11 protein-coding genes are annotated in these 20520 nt (G+C 35.9%); 2 read left to right on the forward strand and 9 right to left on the reverse strand.

Translation table 11 applies throughout. The features are described 5' to 3' along the window. Nucleotides 1-36: 36 nt before the first annotated feature. The 5 genes from ICJ84_RS05635 to ICJ84_RS05655 all read right to left on the reverse strand — a co-directional run bounded on the left by ICJ84_RS05635 (nt 37) and on the right by ICJ84_RS05655 (nt 14821). Nucleotides 37-5103, reverse strand: a complete 5067-nt coding sequence (locus tag ICJ84_RS05635) for a T9SS type B sorting domain-containing protein (protein WP_188215358.1) — start codon at nt 5101-5103, stop codon at nt 37-39. 244 nt (nt 5104-5347) lie between these two features. Beyond that, the gene (locus tag ICJ84_RS05640; RefSeq protein WP_188215359.1) at nt 5348-10210 is read right to left on the reverse strand and encodes a T9SS type B sorting domain-containing protein; all 4863 of its coding nucleotides are present in this window, start codon (nt 10208-10210) and stop codon (nt 5348-5350) included. Between the two features lie 118 nt (nt 10211-10328). Next, a complete protein-coding gene (locus ICJ84_RS05645; protein WP_188215360.1) occupies nt 10329-13055 on the reverse strand; it encodes a T9SS type B sorting domain-containing protein in 2727 nt (908 codons plus the stop codon). Nucleotides 13056-13081: 26 nt separating this feature from the next. After that, nucleotides 13082-13906, reverse strand: coding sequence for an ABC transporter permease (locus tag ICJ84_RS05650; RefSeq protein ID WP_188215361.1), 825 nt, complete (start codon nt 13904-13906; stop codon nt 13082-13084). An 18-nt stretch (nt 13907-13924) separates the two neighbouring features. Further along, complete coding sequence (locus ICJ84_RS05655) at nt 13925-14821, reverse strand: ABC transporter ATP-binding protein (protein WP_188215362.1); 897 nt, start codon at nt 14819-14821, stop codon at nt 13925-13927. Nucleotides 14822-14945: 124 nt separating this feature from the next. Here ICJ84_RS05655 and ICJ84_RS05660 point away from each other — a divergent pair, with 124 nt between their 5' ends. Then, nucleotides 14946-16007, forward strand: coding sequence for a hypothetical protein (locus tag ICJ84_RS05660; RefSeq protein WP_188215363.1), 1062 nt, complete (start codon nt 14946-14948; stop codon nt 16005-16007). Nucleotides 16008-16013: 6 nt separating this feature from the next. On the opposite strand, the gene ICJ84_RS05665 is transcribed toward ICJ84_RS05660, so the two are convergent. From ICJ84_RS05665 to ICJ84_RS05680, 4 genes are all read right to left on the reverse strand, one after another. After that, complete coding sequence (locus tag ICJ84_RS05665; RefSeq protein ID WP_188215364.1) at nt 16014-16532, reverse strand: IS1096 element passenger TnpR family protein; 519 nt, start codon at nt 16530-16532, stop codon at nt 16014-16016. A 118-nt stretch (nt 16533-16650) separates the two neighbouring features. Next, the gene (locus ICJ84_RS05670) at nt 16651-17667 is read right to left on the reverse strand and encodes a COX15/CtaA family protein (RefSeq protein ID WP_188215365.1); all 1017 of its coding nucleotides are present in this window, start codon (nt 17665-17667) and stop codon (nt 16651-16653) included. A 24-nt stretch (nt 17668-17691) separates the two neighbouring features. Then, nucleotides 17692-19113 carry a CCA tRNA nucleotidyltransferase gene (locus ICJ84_RS05675; RefSeq protein WP_188215366.1) on the reverse strand — a complete coding sequence of 474 codons (1422 nt, stop codon included), beginning with the start codon at nt 19111-19113 and terminating at the stop codon, nt 17692-17694. Between the two features lie 68 nt (nt 19114-19181). Beyond that, nucleotides 19182-19742, reverse strand: a complete 561-nt coding sequence (locus ICJ84_RS05680; protein WP_188215367.1) for an L-threonylcarbamoyladenylate synthase — start codon at nt 19740-19742, stop codon at nt 19182-19184. A 118-nt stretch (nt 19743-19860) separates the two neighbouring features. Here ICJ84_RS05680 and ICJ84_RS05685 point away from each other — a divergent pair, with 118 nt between their 5' ends. After that, entirely contained in the window at nt 19861-20514 is a 654-nt protein-coding gene (locus tag ICJ84_RS05685) for a DUF1919 domain-containing protein (protein WP_188215368.1), read from the forward strand. The last annotated feature ends 6 nt before the right edge of the window (nt 20515-20520 follow it).

Here is a 20520-nt window from a genome sequence, read left to right on the forward strand (position 1 = left end):
TAAATATAAAAACTTAACTATAAATAGAAGCCGTTTTTAACGTTTAAGAGCAAAGTGTCCCATGAAATTTCTTCCGTCTACTAACAGTACTTTAAACCAATAATCATCTGTAGGCAGCGGGGTGCCATTACTTGTTCCGTCCCAACCTTCCTCTAATGGATTTAATTGCTTTAATAATTTTCCGTATCGATTGTAAATATAAATAGTACTTTTTGCTTGGGTGTTGTTAAGTCCTTGTATTTTCCAATAATCATTTTCTCCGTCTCCATTAGGAGTGAAAAATTTACGGTAACCAATAACAAATACGTCAATTTCAGCTGTACCACAAATGTCATCCTTTACAAAAAGGGTGTATTCTCCAGCTCTTACGTTGTTAAAATTAGGGCTATCCTGATATGGAAAAATAACAGTTTTGTCTTTAGATTCTAAGGCAAAAAGATAGGTGCCCGAGCCCAAGCTTTCAGGATTATTTATGGTCACACTATTATGTTCTGAAATGTCAACTACTGTGATATTATCATTAGTAATGTTAGCGAGTTCTGATGCCCTAACAGAAACGGTTTTAGTGGTTGAACATAATGTGGTAGGATTAGTTAATGTTATAGTGTAATTTCCCGGAAAAGATACATTTAAAGTTTTATTGTTTGAAATTTCAGAGCCGCCTTCTAACGACCAGGAGTAATTAAAAATCTCTGAAGCATTCGTTTGAACAGGAACAAGTGTTGTTGTGAATGTTGGATCTGAAGTACAGATGATTTCTTCTTCGTTTATCGCGAAATCAGGAATAGGGTTTACGATAAGTTCAATATTGGTGGAGGCAACACAATTCGTGTTCTCTGGATTTATAACTTCAACGGTAATAGTTTGAGAGGTTGAAATCAAAGGATTTGGCAATGCTGTTGCATTAGCAACTGAAATTCCTTCCTGATTTATGTATGAAAAATAGATGTCCATATTCGTTTGGTTTCCTAAGATGATATTAGAAAATGCAGAAGTATCAAAAGAGTGTAAACCATCATTAATGAAAGTTCCATCTAGACCATCGTCACAAAATATTTGATTGCTTACAGGGTTAGCAAAGGGGTGCTCATCTACAATGAATTCAAGGCTTGTTTCAATGTAACAAGGTCCATCAGGAGCAGAAGTTTTGGCATTCGAAACCTGAATAGTAATAATTTGTGATGAAGTTAAAAATGGATTAGGAAGGGGGCTAGGTAGTTGTTTTCCTGTTTCATCAGAATAAATAATATTGAATTCAATAGGGTTTTGATTACCTAATAAGTCATTTTCTATTTTAGAAGTATCAAACGGGTAATTAATAACATTATCTGTTGATTCATAATCACATTGACGCGGAATAGACACAGCATTTAGTTTGGGAAGTGGTTCAACATTTAAAAGGACATGAGGACCAAGACCTAAACAATCGTTAGAGATATTACTGTCTACCCGAACATAAATATATTGAGAATAAGGATAGCCAATATTTCTATAATTTGAAATATCTGTAATTTCATTTACTTCTGCTAAAGCATCTGACTCATTTCTATAGAATCTAGGAGGCAGCGGGTTTTGTCCGGCAGGAATATTGTTTAAAATATCATTAGCAACAGAGCTAAAGTCGAATGTTGCAATTCCATCAGTATTGTTATTGTTTATGGTGTTGTTGCCATTTATATCCAGAAAATCATCACATTGATTAAATGTGGCCAAAAATGAAGCAGGAATTGCTGTTGTAGATACTTTTAATGAAATTTGAGTGATAGATGAACATCCATTGCTGTTTTCTACACGAGCCCAAACCTGGTCGGTGTTTATTGTCCTATTTGTAAATGCCGTTGGGGTATCGATGTAATCGGTACTATTAATATCCCCTAAAATAGCAGAGGTTTCGGTTAGATAATAGGAGAATGTTTCATTTGAAGCATTATTTGAAATTTTAATGTTAGCTTCTGTTAAGTTAAATGAGCTAAAGCCTAACGTGTTAGGGTCGTCGTCATCACACTGTATCAATTCTACTGTTGAATTAATGATAGGTTGTGCATTAACCGATAATATTATTGAAGAAGAATACAAACCACAACTGTTTCCTGTTCTGTCAAGCTTAACTCTGTATTGATTGTTATTAAAGGTTAGGGGCACCGGCATTATGGTTAGATTAGCGGTTTGTGTGCCACTGTAAATTAAATCGTCATTTAAAGTCACCCAGTTTAAACCATCTGTACTGAGTTCCCACTGGTAGAATTCGGAGTCAGGAGAAGCAATTGAGATAGTGGAAGATGTATTTTCGCAGGCAATCGTATCTATTGGTTGTGTTGTTATATTTATTGGAGCAATAATTAAATAATCAGGGTTAGGAGTTGTATATCCATCAAGAGCATTGTTTACGACACCTTTTGTATCTACAACAGGGATGGTTCCTAGAAGAGCATTATTGTTAGCATCGGTAAACCCAGCTTCAATAACATCAGGGCATGAATCTCCATCACTATCTAAATCAGTGTAATTAAATATAGAATCAGAATCTGTATCATTTAATGTGTAGCCAATTGTATTACTGTCTGCACTTGTTTCTGCATTATTATCCCAACCATTGGTCCCAATGGTATTTAAAACATTATCTATTATACCGTCTAAATTAGAATCAGGAAGTCCACTCCCAGACTCTTCAAGGTCGTAAATACCATCGTTGTCACTATCTAAGTCATAAAAATCAGGTATTCCATCTGCATCAGAATCAGTAGGTCCGGCAGCCGTATTGAAAAGGCCATCATCGATACCATCGTTGTTATTGTCTGTGTTAGAAAGGGGAGGTGTAGTCGCCCGAGCTTCTATGATATCAGGAATACCATCGTTGTCACTATCAAGATCTAAAGCATTGTATATGCCATCTCCATCAGTATCCAGCTTAAAACAGGTTAGGGTAATATTGGCTGTAAATGACGATGCGTTATTTAAATTGGTTAAATTATGAATAAAGTTGAAACCGGTAATTTGATCGGCTACAAACTTGTAAGGAAAATTTCCTGCTGGGTTGGGGTTTATTTTGAAATGAATTTCTGTACTGGATATTTGTGTCACTCCAGTTTCAAAAATACCATCAAAATTGGTGTCAATTAGTAATCGATCATCAGGATCAACTAGAGTTATATTTTTATTAGATGGTAATATTTTTATGATGTAATACTCCCCATTCACTACGGTATGAGGTATAGAAGCGGTTTCTTCTAATTTAAAATTGATAGGTTCAGTAAAAGTTAAAGAGTAATTGTTTTCGTTATCAATGTCAGGTTGTAGCGTACTTGTGAAATTTCCAAAACTCGTTCCTGTTAAAGTATTGTTAGCAAGGCCAGAGCTATTATTTTGAGAAAATGAAGCAGAAACAATAGACGTGCTTGATGTACCATCCTGAAATTTTATTTCAGGTGTATTTATATTGGTAATATCAATTATAGCATCACCTTTTGATTCAATACAATTTAAAATGCCATCATTATCATTGTCTAAATCTAAGTTGTCTATAATGCCATCATTATCAATGTCATCTGGACAAAAACTTACTGGGATTTCTATAGATTCCAGAGTTAGTCCAGAACAGGCAATAATACCTTTTAGTTTATATTTTCCTGGAATAAGAGGTGTGTAGTTGGGTGTACTAATATTGGTGTTAGTAAAGCCAGCTCCAAAGCCATCGTCAAACCACCATTCGAAACTGTCAAAACTTTCAGTATTAGCTGCTGCAAGGGTAATATTTGGGATGCAATTTCCCAGTGTCGCAAATTCTGCATTAAAATTAATTTCTGGAGCAGATGGAAAACCGGAATAAAAACTTCCAGATGTAGCAGCCCCATTGTAATTGAAATAAGCACAATACAGCTCATCAGTACTTTGAACCGAAATGTTTCCGGAAAGGTTTAATACTTTATAAGTTACATAATTTGGGTTTCCTGTAACGGCATAGGGACCTGACGTAGAAAAATTATTTATAGGAGTGTTATTAATAGTAATCGTAGCATCGACTTTGGTTACAATCGAAATACCTCCTGAGTATGCTGTATTTCCTATTTTATTGATATTAGCAATATTATCGAGGTTACCTCTGGCTTCACAGCTAAGTGGAGGCACAAAAAACATACCTTGATTAGCTTCGCTATTGGTAGCTCCAATACCTTGGAAAGCAAAAACATCTTCAGATGTTTTTACATACATATTTCCGTTAGAATTATAATAATCCCCTTCAATTAGATAATATTCTCCGGCGTTTATAGTAGCAGTAGGCGAATTACCATTAATGCTAATACTAGTATTATTAGAATGTGCTACTATTAATATGTTTTCCCAGCCATTACCGCCAGCACCTTTTACAAAAATATATTCGTTACCTACTTTTGAAAGATCTACGATTTGGTCTATACCATAGTCTCTACTATTTCCGTTATGAAAACTCCCGTTAGTAGAACCACAATTCACCACAATGGATTTGCTGGAAGTTACTAATGTTCCTATAAGTCCATCTCTATTAACACTACTATCCGCACTATTTGTTGCTATGGTATAACTTTCTCCTTTGTTTAAGTTGATATTAATAGGAGTTGTGCCAGAGTAATTTTTTATAACTAGACCAGAAGGTAGATTGCTGAAATTTACATTGGTATCATCTTCAGTGGCCATTACAGAAACAAAATTCAAGTAATTGTTTTGCGGATTTTCATTGGTATAAGTGCCTACTCTAAAAGTTGTTCCTAAAGCAGAAAGTCCTTTGCTAACCAATGCTCCGGCTTGAGCTCCACCTCCGGCATTCATTCTAACAGAAACATAAATAACATCATCAGCTTCTATGATATAACCTTTATTATTTGTGATAACACTTGTTTGAGAAGAGGGAATAAAAAGTTGACCATAACCACTCGTTAAATAAATTTCTCTTGGGGTGTTATTTGAAACAACACCTGTTATGTAGTTTGCTACAGATTGACCTACAGGTTTTATGGTATAAGTAACATCTGTATTGTTGGGAGTGGACAGGTATATGTATTGATCTTCTGGATTTGCATTTCCAAATTCAGCATTGGTTAGTGGTGGAATAAAGTGTGTTTTACTCAATTGAGCAAAACTGAAAGAGCTTATAAAAAGTAAGATTATTACAAATAATCTTTTAATTATTAGGTTTAAGTATGTCATTACATTTATTTAAAAAAAATAAATTAAATTTTAGTTATAAATGACCTAAAGTAATCAATATTTTGGATTAAAAGCAGTAAAGTTTTTAAGCAGGTGTTATTGAATAAAAAAATGAATTTAATAGCATAATTAATGCTCTTTTAAGTAGTAGACTTCATTAAAAATGTTAACGTTTAAGTGCAAAATGCCCTTTAACTTCAAAAGGATTTCCATTTTGAATGATTTTAGCAACAAACCAATAATCGTTCGAAGGCATGTTTTCGCCATTAAAAGTGCCATCCCAACCTAGTGAATTATGGGTTAGTGTTTTTAATAGCTTTCCGTAACGATCGTAAATGTAAACTAAAGTTCCTGGTAATTGTTCTATACCGATAACATGCCAGGTATCAAAAGTGCCATCGTTATTCGGGGTAAAGAATTTAGGAATATCGAATACAAAAACTTCGGTAATCACGTCTTCACAACCGTTTAAATCGCGAATGGTGATTTGATGAAGTCCAAAGGAAACATTATTGAAAACGTTGGCGGTTTGAGGCTCGCCATTGTCTAAAATATAAACGTAATTACCAATGCCACTAACATCGACGGTAATACTGTTTGGGTCGGCAAAATCGACTTTAGTCGTGAAGTTGATGTCAGCTTCTTCCGATTCAATCAGGTTAAAATCTTTTCTATATGAACATCCATCAAGAGTGGTAACTTCTACCCAATGCGCACCTATGTCTGCAATACCTAATTCAATTTCAGGTGTGGTATCACCGGTATCCCAAAGATAGGTGTCACCCGCATTTCCGGTTTCGGCACTTACGGTTTGTGGCAAATCGTTAAGACAAAGGGGTTCTACATCTTGAACCGGAATAATAGGTAACGGATTCACATAAATGTTGAATTGTGTAAAGGCGTAACACTCGGTTAGATTGTTTTCAATTCGGGCATATACAATTTCACCATCAACAGCGGCGTGTATATCTCCTAAAGGATTTACGGCATTCATGGCGTTAGTAATGCTGTTGTAATAGGTGATGGTGTATTCTGAAGCGCTTTGTGGACCTAGAATATTAGTGTCGTTATCTCTTAAATTGAATTCTAAAAAGCCATCAAAATCATCGTCACAAGCTTCAAAATCCTGAGGTGTATTGGCAACGGGATTCGGGTTGATTTGTAACTGAAAGGCCTGCGTAACAAAACAGCCCGTGGTACTATTGGCTATTCTGGCGTAAATGGTAGGATTGCTCGTGTTGTAAGTGTAATTGGTGCTGATTGGAGAAGTGCCGTTTTCAGCATCCGTTTGAGAGTTGTGGTAGGTAATTGTAATGTTATTGGTGTTATCAACCAGCATAGTATTAACCTGAGATAAATCGTAAGTATTCGTGTCGTTGTCACAAAATACAATCGGGTCGATAGTGTTTACTGCTGGAGGCAAGTTGACTTGCAAATCCATAGCAATATAATCATAACACGACGTCGCTTCAATTTCAGCTTTTACATAAATGGTTTTGCTTGTGGTTATTTGGTAATCCGTGATGGTTGAGGTTGGTATTTCAACCAATAAATCTTCATCTTCGTAATATGAAATGGTTGTTTCACCAAATCTTACATTTTCAATATTAAAGGCAGTAGTCGATAGATCTATTGTGGTGCTGCCATCGTAATCCGTATCACAAACGGGAGCCACAGTGGCCGAAATAATATGAGGTGTTGGAAAGGTAATATATCTAATAGTTTCAACAAGTGCACAAGAGTTCCCTGCATTTTCAATACGTGCATAAAATTGTCCTTGTCGGTTTAGATCGTTAAAAATATAGGTGAATTGGTCTGGTAGCGGCGTTCCAGTATTGTTAACAGCATCGCTTTCATTTAAGAAAAACTGAATATTTAAATTATCGGTGCTGCCTTGGGCGATTTCCTGACGCTTTTCTTCAAAATTGAAAGTATAATCATTCGCAATACTTTGACAAACAGGAGGGAAGTCGCTGAAATTTGTATTGTAGGTTGGATAATGTGAAACTTCTAAAGAAAAGGAAGCGATACTGTTGCAACTGGCATCTGAAATGTTTTCAACGCGTACGTAAATGGTTTGTGCGCCATTACTTGAATAAGGCGCATATTTATCGATTGGGGTTGTGTAGTTGCTATCTTCAAAATAATATACTTCTTTACCGGTCTGACCATTCAAAATTTCAGCATCTTTATTCGAAAAAATAAAGTCAGCAGAGGTTGTTCCTTGATCCACACAAATTTGATAGGTTGAAATGGTTGGGATTACCGGTAAGGTATTAATAATAATGTTGATGGATTGAATAGAAGGACAGGTTGTTGTGGCTGAAGCATCGGCAACTCGGGCATATACGGTTTGCGAATTGGCATCGTAAGCCGATGAGTTTGTAATTGGAGCAATGTTAGCTTCTGCATTAGCCAGCGACGAGTGAAAACTAATGGTCAGGCCAGTAGGATCTGCAACTAATTCGTCAATAGTTGCATCTAAATTTACGATTGAAAATCCATCCTGATCATCATCACAAATTACAATGTCATTAGGTCGGGTGGTTGCCGGAGCAACTACAACGGCTATGTCAAACGCATTTTCGGTGTGGCATCCCGTGTTTGTATTAGTAATTCTGGCCCAAACCGTCGTCTGTTGATCTACAAGGTAAGGATTAGGAAGCTGAGATAAGTTTTGTGTGGCATCATCTTCAGTAGCGAAATAGCTAACTGTAAAATCGGAATTGCCATTTAGAATCTGTGCGTCGAAATCATGTAAATACACGTCTGCCATGCCATCGCTATCATCATCACAATACGGTAATGGATCAGGAGTTGTAAATAGCAGAATAGGATTAACCCGTAAGATAATGTCTTCTTCTTCGGTACAGCCTGTATCCGTATTAACTATTTTAATAAATAAAGTAGAAGGCTGGCTGGCGCTTACATTGTATAACACATTTTTATCAAGAGCGTTGTCATTGTCTAAATCGTTTTGTGTTTCATAAAACGACACTTCAATAGGGAAATATAAGGTTGGAATTTCTCCAATGACATAATTTTCAACGGCATACAAGTCAAAACCAATAACACCGTTACTTCCGGCTTCATCACATAAAGCGAATTCATTGGTGTCTGTTGCTGTAAGTAATAAATTGGTATGGATTTCTAAAGGAATAATTGCATAGCAACCGGTTGAGCTATCTTCCAGTCGAATATAGATGGTTTGCTCGTTGGCGATTGTATTCTGAAAACTAGTCGGATTTTGAATGGCGTTACTACCAGATTCGGCATCTTCCTGAGTTGTATGGTAGGTAGGGGAATTGAAACCGTTTTCACCATTTAAGATACGACTAATAACTTCAGTCAAATCAAATGTAGCAAAACCATCATGGTCTTGGTCACAGGCATCAAGATACTGACGATCTCTAAGGATTTGCGTGTTGCCGTTAGTAACATTAAGTGTTAGAGTTGCTGAGGTATTTGCGCAGCCTGTTTGAGTATCTTCAACTCTAACATAAAGCGTTTCGTTAGGATTGGTATTGATATAAGGTGAAATGATTGGGCTGAAATCATTATCAGCATCGGATTGAGAATAGTGGTAACTTACTGAAAGGTTTGTTTGACTGTTTGTAATGGTAGCATCCTGTTCTCTTAAATCTATTTCCGTACGATTGTCAGGCACGTTATCATTATCACAAATATCCCAAACATCAGGTTGAGTTACATTAGGAAGAGGATTTACCACTAAGTCGATTGTCCCAAAAAACAAACATCCGGCATCGGTGTCTTCAACACGCACATAAACGGTAGTCGAACCGGTAGTAAGGGAAGTTATATTGTTGTCTGGATTATTTCTAGCATCATTTTCGGTATTGTAATAGGCAATAGTATAGTTTGTTGGCAGTGCAGGGATGGCATAGGCGACATCACTATTTTTAGTCAATAAATTGAAAGTTTCCTGTCCATCTCCATTAGCATCACATAAGGTGTAAGGCGGAATTGGGTTGGTGGTTAACTCTGTGTCTATGGTTACGGTAATTTCATCGGTTATCACGCAGCTCACACCGCTAATCGTAATTTCAACACGGTATAAACCGCTTTCAGTAGTCGTTAAAGTAGGGTTAGTTTCGCCAGCAATAAGCATATTGTCTCGGTACCAGGCATAGGTTGCCAGTGGATTTTGTATTTCCCCATTTAAAGTAACGCTACTAGAACAGGTATTGATATCGTCGCCCAGTTCTAAATCGTTAAAGGTTGCCGATTCTATAAACACAGCAGAATCATAGCCTGGATCGTTGGCCTGATCAGCAACAATCAGTTTTACGTGATATTGCACATTGGGAGTCACATTACTGGCGGCCGTTAAAACAGTTGTGCTTCCATTAAAATTGGTGTTAGCCAGATTATATCCTGCAAAGTATTGTTCGTTTGCAGAATCACAAATACCTAAAATTTCACTGTGGATATTATTCACAGTAACCGGAGTATTGGTTCCTGGAATGACGGCAATATTTTCATAAGGCCCAGTACTGCTGCTTTCACGAATTAAGAAGGCAAAACCATCTGAAGAGTTACAAGGATAATTGGCATAATATTCTTCAGAGGCAAAAATGTAATTGAATTGAATGACATCGGAAAGTGCAATAAAGTCGAATTCAATAACTGTAGCGTTTATGGTATTGTTAGTGCCTAGAGCAGCATCAATATCCGGATCTGTTCCCCAGTTTAAATCGCCCTCACTTAAATCATCAGAAATAACTGTGTTTCCTGCTGAGGCCGCATTACCTGTCGATAATATGATACCCTGACTTAAAGGGAAATTGGTGTTACCACTTTCAAAGCTACCAAAACTTGAAAAGTTATTTGCACTGCCATTCAAAGACGTCGTTACATTAGAAATTTCCACACAATTGCTGGCTAAATTATTTTCAATTAAATCCTGAACGGTTATAGAATTATCAACAGTAATTTGTTGAGCGATTAACCGATGGCTTCCGAAAATGATTAGAAACAGGCTAAGACAGGTATATAGGTTTTTAGTCACGTGATTTCGCTTGGGTGTTGGGTTAATTAAAACTTGGTTTTAAACAAGCGAAAAGTAGCTATTATTTAGATGAAACGCAAAGAAAATACGATGAAATGCATTATTATTAGGTTAAATATTAGCGTTTTAGCGTAAAGTGATCTTTGAAGATTCTGCCGTCCTGTAAGGTTACAAAAAACCAATAATCGTCATTAGGTAATTGTTTTCCATTAAAGCTACCATCCCAGCCGCCATTTAAAGGCGTTAACTCTTTTAATAGTTTTCCGTAACGGTCGAAAATCTGAATTTTTGAATTGGGTTGAAACATATCTGAAGTTCCATAAACCTGCCATATGTCGTTGAATCCGTCGTTGTTTGGAGTGAACATTTTAGGGAAACCAATAACCGAAATAGTTTGGTAGACCATGCCACAGTCGTTTTTAACGTCTTTAATGTAAAGGTTGTAAATTCCTGGGCGAACGTTAGTAAATACGTTACTTTCCTGATAATCTTTAACCAAAACAAGGTTTTCATCGTATAATGCAAATTCGTAATAACCTTCGCCTGAAACTACTGCAGTTATGGTATTATTGACTGAAGCATCTTTAACCGAAATATTGTCTATAGTCGCAATATTTGAAGTTTCCACCGTAACCGTGCGCTCTTTACTACAGCCAACACTGTTGGAAATGCTAACCGTATAAATTCCGGGTTGGTTGATGTTGATATCGTGTGTGGTTTCACCAGTAGACCAAGTATAAGTGTAATTTTCTGGGTTATCGTTAATCATTCCGGCGTTGATGCTAATGGTCTGAGGAAAGTTGTTTAAACAGTAAAGTGCGTGACTTTCTGTTTCAATTTCAGGTAATTTGTTTACCGTAAGAAAGACTTTGTTGATACCGAAACAGCTGTTGTCATTTTCTATTCTGGAATAAATAGTTTGGTTATATGGGGTTGTATTTTTGTAATCGCTACTTAGAGGATTTTGTTCTAATAAGGCATCATCGTAATTGGGATAATAGGTAATGACTGACGCTGAAATATTATTTGTTGTTTGTATACTAGAAGTTATATCGTCAAGGTTAAAGGTGTTTAAACCGTCTTCAGAATTTAGCTCATCACAAAGCGGTGGTGCTGAAAAATCGTCTATTTGAGTCAGATTCACGTTTAAATTAAGCGTTGAAACATCAAAGCACCCTGAATTTATATGGTATACTTTGGCATATAACGGTTGCGGCGCATCCGCATTGAAACTATAATTTTCCGGATTAGGAATTAGCGTTGTAAGGGTTTCATCTTCATAAAATTCGACATCCAATCCTTCAATATTTCCTGATAAGTTAGATTTAGCTTCCTTCAGATTAAATCGGGTTATACCACCCGCGATACCATCTTCATCACATTGGGTTAGGGTGTAATCGTATGCTACGGGATTTGCATTATAAAAAACGTTGGCAACACCTTCAAAAGTTTTATCACATTCTCCGGTATTCGGGTCTATAAATACACTGTATACACCGCTTTTATCGACTTCCAAAAAATAATCGGTATTCGATATTTCCTTACGATTATATGACCAAACATAGGTAGCGCCCGGAATTTCAGGGGCTTTAAGCGTGTAGGTGTCGTTTTCGCATAATTGTAGTTCAATAGAGAAGGTGTCTTCATAACCGATAATATCAATTTTCTGTGAAAAAAACGAGGTAATGAAAGGCGGTAAACCTTGTCTGCCATCTCTACTTAGCTTAAGTGCGCTATGTGCATAGTTACAAGCGGTTCCTTTTAAATTCGGATTGTTTATAACTGACAAATAGGGTAAACCTTGGTTGTAACTTCTATTCATAGACCGGTAAATTTTACCATTCGGTCCCAACTGTAATGCTCCTCGGTAAGTTTGTCTATGGTCTAAAACCATTTCTGAACCACTGATGTTGGCAGCTGTTAAATCGTATTGCAGTAAAGCGCCATATTGATAGATGGGATTGAATCCTTCATCTTCGGTAGTTTCGTAATACGAGGAGATATAAAGTAATTCATTGTTTGGTGAAAATTCAGCGCCGTACGATACCTGAGGTTTGCTACCGTTTCGCGAAAAATTGATATTAATAGGTGTTTCGTTGCTCACAATTCCTGTGGTTTTATCGAAATCGTATAGAAAAAGACCAAAACTTCCGTTAGCACAAATCAGTTTTGTTCCGTCAGGCGATAGTTTTAAATAGCCTCTTTTATCTTGAATATTAGTGTTGAACGAAGACTTAACCGGTGTTGTATTTAAGCCACTTGTACTTACCTCATATGCGAAAAAGGTGTCAATAAACTGCGTTCTGTCAGGCGCAAAAGTAATTACCCAAATAGACTGACTGACACAGTCTTTAACTACGGCAGTTACTTTTTCTGAACAGAAAGATAATAATCTTGAATTTTTAGTTGTTACATTACCCAGTCCTGAATCCAAATTCATATCAACAACCGAATAGTTAAACCCATAATCGGGGTCATTTCGGCTAACTGCAGTATCTAGGGTGAAAATGTAATAGATGTTCGGATTTTCTGGTTGAGGTACCACAATAGCCGATTGCGTACTGGAAGCATCGCCAAAAAGACCATAGCCATTAGGCATGGGCATATGGTTTTTGTTCCAAACCGTAACACCATCTGTGTAAAATAATAGGTTTCCGTTGGCATCAGAAATGGTAGCACAACCTTCGGTAGTACTTAATTTGCTATTGGTTTGTTCGGTAATGGTACCATCTGGATTAAAACGAATGCCAGCATTATCACCAAAAAACCAGTTAGATGCTTCGCTTTGGCTAAAGCTCAGTAGGCTGTTAAAAATAAATAATAGAGTTGCTATTTTCTTTATCATATCATAACAAATCTATTAAAAGATTGTTATAAATCCCTTTTTTTTAACAGTCGGTACGATAAAAAGGTGAAAAGGGCTGTCCAAGCTAAAACGATAGCAATTTCATACCAGTGTACGGCATAGTCATACATGAGTTCGCCTTTATCAGGGAATTTGCTCATTGCAACCCTTTGAAATGGTTGGTCGATTAATTTGTACATCGATTTTAGAGGAAAGACATTCTGAATCTTTTCCGCAATATCCATATTGAATTTCCATGTAAGCAATCCGAAGGTAATCCATTCTACTATGTATAGAATAAAAACGAATGCCAACGCAAAAGCAGAGCGTTTGGCTAACATACCAAAGAATAAACACAAACTGAAGAAGCCAATCAATTTAACCAGATAAGCAAATAAAAAGTTGGTTTCTCTAATGACGATGTTGAATTCATTATAACTGGAATAGTATAATCCAATGCAAAGCGAAATGAGTCCGATTAATACTGTAGAAATGATAGAGAAGAATACAATGGCATAAAATTTAGATAAAATGAATTCTTTTTTACTTAGCCCGTCAATTAGGTTTTGTTTGATGGTTTTGTTACTGTATTCATTACCTATCATACTCACCACGACGATGGCGAAAAAGAATTTAAATTGCGAGGCGAAAAATGTCGTTAAATGCCAGATAACAGGAAAGTTGAATACGCCTAATTCACCTAATTCTAAAGTGAAAAACCCGAAAACATTGATTTTTAAGGACGATAGCAGGATTACGAAAAACGGTAATATGAAGGATATGAAGATTAAAATTTTACTCGTACGATTTAGTAACAGTTTTTGTAATTCTAAGTTTAATAATCGAAACATAATATTAGGTTTGGGCGGTTAGTTTTTGTCGGTTAATTGTAAAAATTGCTCTTCTAAGCTTTCTTTACGTTGTACTAAATGGGTTAGTACAATACCTTGATTAAAAAGGTATTGGTTAAACGTTCCGCTATCTATGGGTTCATTTAAGAATGCAGTGATTAAATTATCTTTTATTTTTATGTTGGAAACCGATTTGTGGTTTTCTAAAAGCGCGATTAAGGCTTCCTGGTTGTTAGATTTTAATTCAAAAAAACCATGACTGGAAATCATTTCATCAACACGACCCGAATATAATTTCACGCCTTTTCTAAGGACCACCACGTGTGAACATACTTTTTCTACTTCATCTAATAAATGCGATGCGAGAAGAATGGTTGTGCCTTTTTCTGCAATTTGCTTTATAATTTCACGTATTTGATGAATGCCTTGCGGATCCAAACCATTGGTAGGTTCGTCAAGAATTAAAATTTCAGGATCGTTAAGCAGGGCAGAAGCAATAGCCAGACGTTGTTTCATACCTAGGGAATAAGTGCTGAATTTGCTGTGCTTTCTTTCTAAAAGACCTACAACTTCAAGTTTTTCATCAATTTTACAGTAATCCACCCCTTTAATGTTGCAAACCAGTTTCAGGTTTTGAGTTGCTGTCATGTAAGGGTAAAAATTAGGGCGTTCGATTATGGCGCCAACTTTTTTAAGAGCGTCGTGTGTTGAGGTGTTTCCGTCGAACCATTTAAAATCGCCACTAGTTTTGTTAACTACATTTAAAACAATACCAAGCGTCGTGGATTTACCGCTGCCGTTTGGACCTAATATGCCATAAATATTGCCTTTGTTAATGGTGAATGAGAGGTCTTTTACTGCGGTTAAATGACCAAATTTTTTTGTGAGATTATTAAGCGTTAATATTGGTTCCAAATGGTTTCTTTTTTATGCCGAGGCACAGGTTAGTTTAAAAGTATGACGATACTCAGCGTATTTTGTTACAGGTTAAAAAAAAATAAGTAAATTATGAGCTCGATTTGACTGGAACAATATGCATATGGACGATTTAATTATTTCAAAGAAGAAACCTTCATACCCCATAACCGAACAACTTGATGCGTATTTAACCGAATACAACAGAAACATAAAATTACCCATTTTTTATGATGATTTGTTGCGTTTTCAAGGCTCTATTGTGGTTTACGATAAAGAAGATAACGATACCCTTTGGATTCGTGTTTACTATAATGATTATGAACGTGAAGAGATTGAATTTTCGTTGAAAAAGGTTTACACGATTTTACATTCCGATGGTAATGAGAATACCTTACCTTTTTTAAGTGTTGACGCCATAGACTATTGTACGTTTGGAAATTCGAAGCCATTCAGAATTAAAGTCCGAAATATTTTAAACGATAATTATACCTATTTCTACATTAAAAAAGCTGATGCTTCCAGAGTTTATGGTTTGGAATTGGAGCATATGCTATCCCCTTATAACTTAAACTTTCTAGTCTATAAAGACACCCTAATTGAAGAGCATATCGCTGGTATTCCAGGTGATGAGTTCATAAAGAAATTTTTACCAAAATGCGATAAATCGGAGAAATCACAGATTGCTAAAGAGTTTGTGAAGTTTAACGAGCGCTGTATGATTCGACTTTTAGGTGACATGCGTTCGTATAATTATGTGATAGTACCTACACATGATTTTGACCATGTGGTGTATAAAATCAGGGCGATTGATTTCGATCAGCAGTCTTACGAAGGCAAGTTTAATATTTACCGTCCGCAATTTTTTAAAGAGAATTTAAAAATGGTGGAGCTGGTGTCTGAAACCTTTCAGAAATTATCCATTGATCAGTACAAAATTGAAGAGCGTTCTATATTGGTAAAGCGCTTAAAAAGTTTTCATGATCGTATTGATGAGCTGCTGTTGTGTATGGAAAATGATGTGATTTCTAAGGAAGAAAACATCAATTTATTAAAGTCGAAAATATATGATTATACTTTAGATGTCAACTTTAAAAAGTGCAAATCAATGGGCAATATCCTAAAGAAGTCTTTAGAATATTTAACCCATAATTATGAAAATGTAAATCCTTTAAATTTTAAATAACAGGAATTAGTTCCAGTTTTCGTCGAAGTCTAGACCATCGTAATCATCAAAGTCAAAACCATCTTCGAATTCATCGTTAAAATCTTCAAAGTCATCATCGGCTTCAAAACTTTTCTCTGGAGCCGTATCAGGAATTTGTCCGTGAACGTACATCAGGTTCGGGTAGTCTACACCTTGTATTTCTTCAACTACTTCTGCTAGTTCTACAAAGAATGTCCACATACTTAAAAAGTCGTAAACATAAATCAGTTTAGTACGCGATTTATCTACAGCATCGTTAATAGAGGTTTCATGCATTAAACGTGCCGAATTGTCGTCGCTTAAATCGAATAACGAAATTTCTTCGCCTTGGTTCCATTCATCATCGCTTAAATAAAATGAAGCCATTTCGTTACCATCAAAACCAAAAGACTGGGTGATGATATTGTGTAAATCTTCAAGAGTATCGTCTTCACGAATTTCTAAATCACGAAATACGTTCTCTTCAACATCGTTATCAAGTATAACTCTAAATCTGTAAATCATTATAAAAAATTAAAGTGCAAAGGTAAGTTTTTTTTGTAATACTCGATAGTCGAGATTACATGTTACAAGGTTAAATTTCTCTTATGTTTTCTTAATCCTGGCGTACCTGTAAAATGTGTTATTTACTAAAACGATGCAAAGTAAATGTCATGGCACTTAGTAAGAAAAATGCCCCTATTTGATGTGCTATTCCCAACCATAAAGGCACTTGAAGCAGTATCGTGAAAACACCTAATACAAATTGAACGACCACTAAAAGTAGTAAACTGTTAATACCAGTTTTTTGTAAATCGGTTAAGCTGAACTTTTTAGATTTCCACCAGATAAGACCAATGCAGAATACAACTAGATAAGCTGTCGTTCTATGAGCAAATTGAATACCGCTTGGGTTTTCTATAAAATTTTTATAAAACGGCTCTAAAACGTAAGCACTAAAGTGAATAAACTGTCCTTCATTCATTAAAGGCCAGTGGTTGTGTAATAAACCTGCTTTAAGTCCGGCAACAAAAGCACCATAAATAATCTGGAAAATTAAGACCAGATAACCAATAATAATGATGTTTTTCATGGGTTTATTAGCAGGTTTTCTATCAGGATACATTAAATCTAAAGCCACCCAAAGCGTAGCCGCAAAAGTCATAAACGCCGTAATTAAATGGGCTGCCAGTCTAAAATGACTCACATCAGGCATATCGACTAATCCACTTTTAACCATGTACCAACCTAAAAAGCCTTGAAAAGCACCAAGTCCTAGTAGTACAATACATTTTTTTATGGTCGACTTTGTTAACTGTTTTCTTATTAAAAAATAGATGAAAGGAAAAATGAAAACCAAGCCAATAACTCGACCAATAAGGCGGTGCAGCCATTCCCAGAAGTAGATAGATTTAAAATCTTCAATGGTAAAATGGTTATTGAGCTTCTGGTATTCGGGATACTGCTTATACAAATCAAAAGCATCCTGCCATTCCTGATCGCCAACAGGAGGGATGGTTCCTGTAATTAGTTTGTAGTTAGAGATCGATAAACCCGAATCGGTAAGGCGGGTAATACCACCTACAATTACCATAATAAAAATGAGTAAACACCCTGATAATAACCAGTAGATTACGCTTTTATTGTCTTTTGTTTTCATAGCTTTTATATGCTGACAGGTTTGTTATTTATTTACAGCAACAAGACCTAGTTTTTGCCCTTTTTGGAGCATTAAATTGTAAGCAGCTTCATATTCGTTTGGAATATCACCCTCTAAAATCGCTTCTTTTATGGTCTCTTTAATAATGCCTATTTCTTTAGAAGGCTTTAAATTGAAGGTCTCCATAATTTCTTCACCTGAAATTGGAGGTTGGAAATTACGAACATGATCGCGCTCTTCAACTTCAACAATTTTCTGACGAACAATTTTGAAGTTGTTATGATATTTTTGAAATTTTTTCGGGTTTTTGGTCGTGATATCAGCCTCACAAAGCGTCATTAAATCCTCGACAAACTCACCGGCATCAAAAATTAAACGACGTACGGCAGAATCGGTAACGATATCCTGAGCCAAAACGATTGGGCGTGAACTCATAAATACCATTTTCTGAACAAATTTCATTTTGTCATTTAATGGCATTTTAAGTCTTTTAAACAGTCGGAATACCATCTTAGACCCTTCTAATTCATGCCCATGGAAGGTCCAACCGACTTTTTTGCTGAATCGCTTTGTTGGCGCTTTACCAATATCGTGCAATAAAGCCGCCCAGCGTAACCAAAGATTATCGGTGTTCTCGGCAATATTATCAACTACTTCTAAGGTGTGATAAAAATTATCTTTATGGCGTTGGCCTTCAACTTCATCAATGCCTTTTAAGGCTAAAAGTTCGGGTAAAATATATGGTAAAAGTCCTGTTTTATCCAGTAAAAGAAATCCTATTGATGGTTTTTTGCTTTCAAGAATTTTATTCAGTTCAACAACAATGCGCTCTTTGGTAATGATTTCAATACGATGACTGTTTCTTGTAATTGCATTTAAGGATTCATCTTCAATTCGAAATCCAAGTTGGGTTGCAAATCGAATGGCGCGCATCATACGTAGCGGATCGTCGCTATAAGTAATATCCGGATCTAAAGGTGTACGGATGATTTTGTTTTCTAAATCCTGAATGCCTCCAAAAGGATCTAAAAGATTCCCAAATTCAGCTTCACTTAGATTAAGTGCTAACGCATTAATGGTAAAATCACGACGGTTCTGGTCGTCTTTAAGCGTTCCGTTTTCTACTGCAGGGTTTCTGCTGTTTTCGTCGTAAGATTCCTTTCGGGCACCAACAAATTCAATTTCAATATCGTCGTAACGTAGCATGGCAGTGCCGTAGGTTTTAAAAACCTGTACTTTGGGTTTATTGGGTAAGTTTTTAGCAACCTGTTTAGCTAGCTTTATACCATCGCCTATGGCAACCACATCGATATCTTTCGCATTGCCTCGTTGTAAAATAAAATCGCGGACAAAGCCACCAATTACATAGCTCTCGAGATTTAATTCTTTGGCAGATTGAGAAATAATTTTAAATATGTTGTGCTCTAATGCTTGTTTATGATTCATAATCATCAAATTTCAAGCACCAATTTCCAAGAATTTATGTTGGATTTTGGAATTTGAAACTATGTGTTTTAAGGTCTTATTATTTTTACGACACCATTATTGCTCAGTTTAATGATAGACGATGGTTTGTCGCATTTTTTTTCGTGGTGCAAATTTACAACATAGTCTACACCTTTTAAAACCTCTGGGCTTATTTCTTTATACGATTTTGGCGTAGGTTCGCCACTAATATTGGCAGAAGTTGACACAATAGCGCCATTTAATCGTCGAGTAAGCTGATAGCAAAATTCGTCATCCGGAATACGAATGGCAATTGTACCGTCTTCAGCAACAAGATTGTCGGCTAAATTTTGTGCATCGTCGTATATGATAGTTGTAGGTTTATCGGTAACCTCAATAATATTTAGAGCAACTAGAGGTACTTGCTTTACGTACTTTTTAAGCATACGGTCGTCGGCAACTAAGCAAATAAGGGCTTTGCTGTCTTCACGTTTTTTAAGTTCGTAAACTTTTTTAACGGCTTCAGGGTTAGTAGCATCGCAACCAATACCCCAAACGGTATCGGTAGGATAAAGGATTAAACCGCCGGTTCTCAGGATTTCTAAAGCTTTGTTTATTTCGGCTTGCATCTATTTTGTTTTTGGTGCAAATTTAATATTACTTTTTCACATTCTTTAAATGTTTAGTAATATTGCGCCGTATTAAAAATGAGGTTGACATACCAGGTTTTAATATATAGATGTAATTATGATAAGGGAAAGTTCTGTTTTTATTAAAAGAAAGTTTAGGGAGAAGTTTAAAAGTGTTATTAATAAAAGGGATATTGCATTATTAAAGGATAAAAATTTTGTAATTATTTCTAATAATTGCTGGGGAGGTACGGCGTATCAGTGGTATGAGCGCCCTTATAATTCTCCATTTGTTGGTTTGTTTTTGTACGGTCCATGTTATCTGAAATTGTTGAATAATTTTGAATATTACATGACTCAAGAACTAGAGTTTGTAAGTTCATCATTTTATCCGGACAGGGAGTTAACTTATCCTTTGGCAAAGCTAGATGATGTTGAGATTCATTTTACCCATTACGAAACCGAGGAAGAAGCGAAGGAGAAATGGAAACGTCGAACAGAGCGTATGTTGCAAGAAACAAATTTAGATAATTACTATTTTAAAATTTGCGATAGAGAGCGAACTACCAAAGAGCATTTGTTGGAATTTCATCAGTTGCCATTTAAAAATAAGTTGTCCTTTAGTATTAAGGATCACAAAGAATTAAGAGGTAAAAGGCATATTAAGGTTTTAGAGTCGCATAAAAAGAATAAGAAATATGTGCCAAACGGAAAGAAAATGTTTAAACTTACTTTTTTATATTTTAATTTAAATAATTGGTTGTTAACTTAATGTGTA

Source organism: Aestuariibaculum suncheonense, from assembly GCF_014596935.1.
Lineage (GTDB): Bacteria > Bacteroidota > Bacteroidia > Flavobacteriales > Flavobacteriaceae > Aestuariibaculum > Aestuariibaculum suncheonense.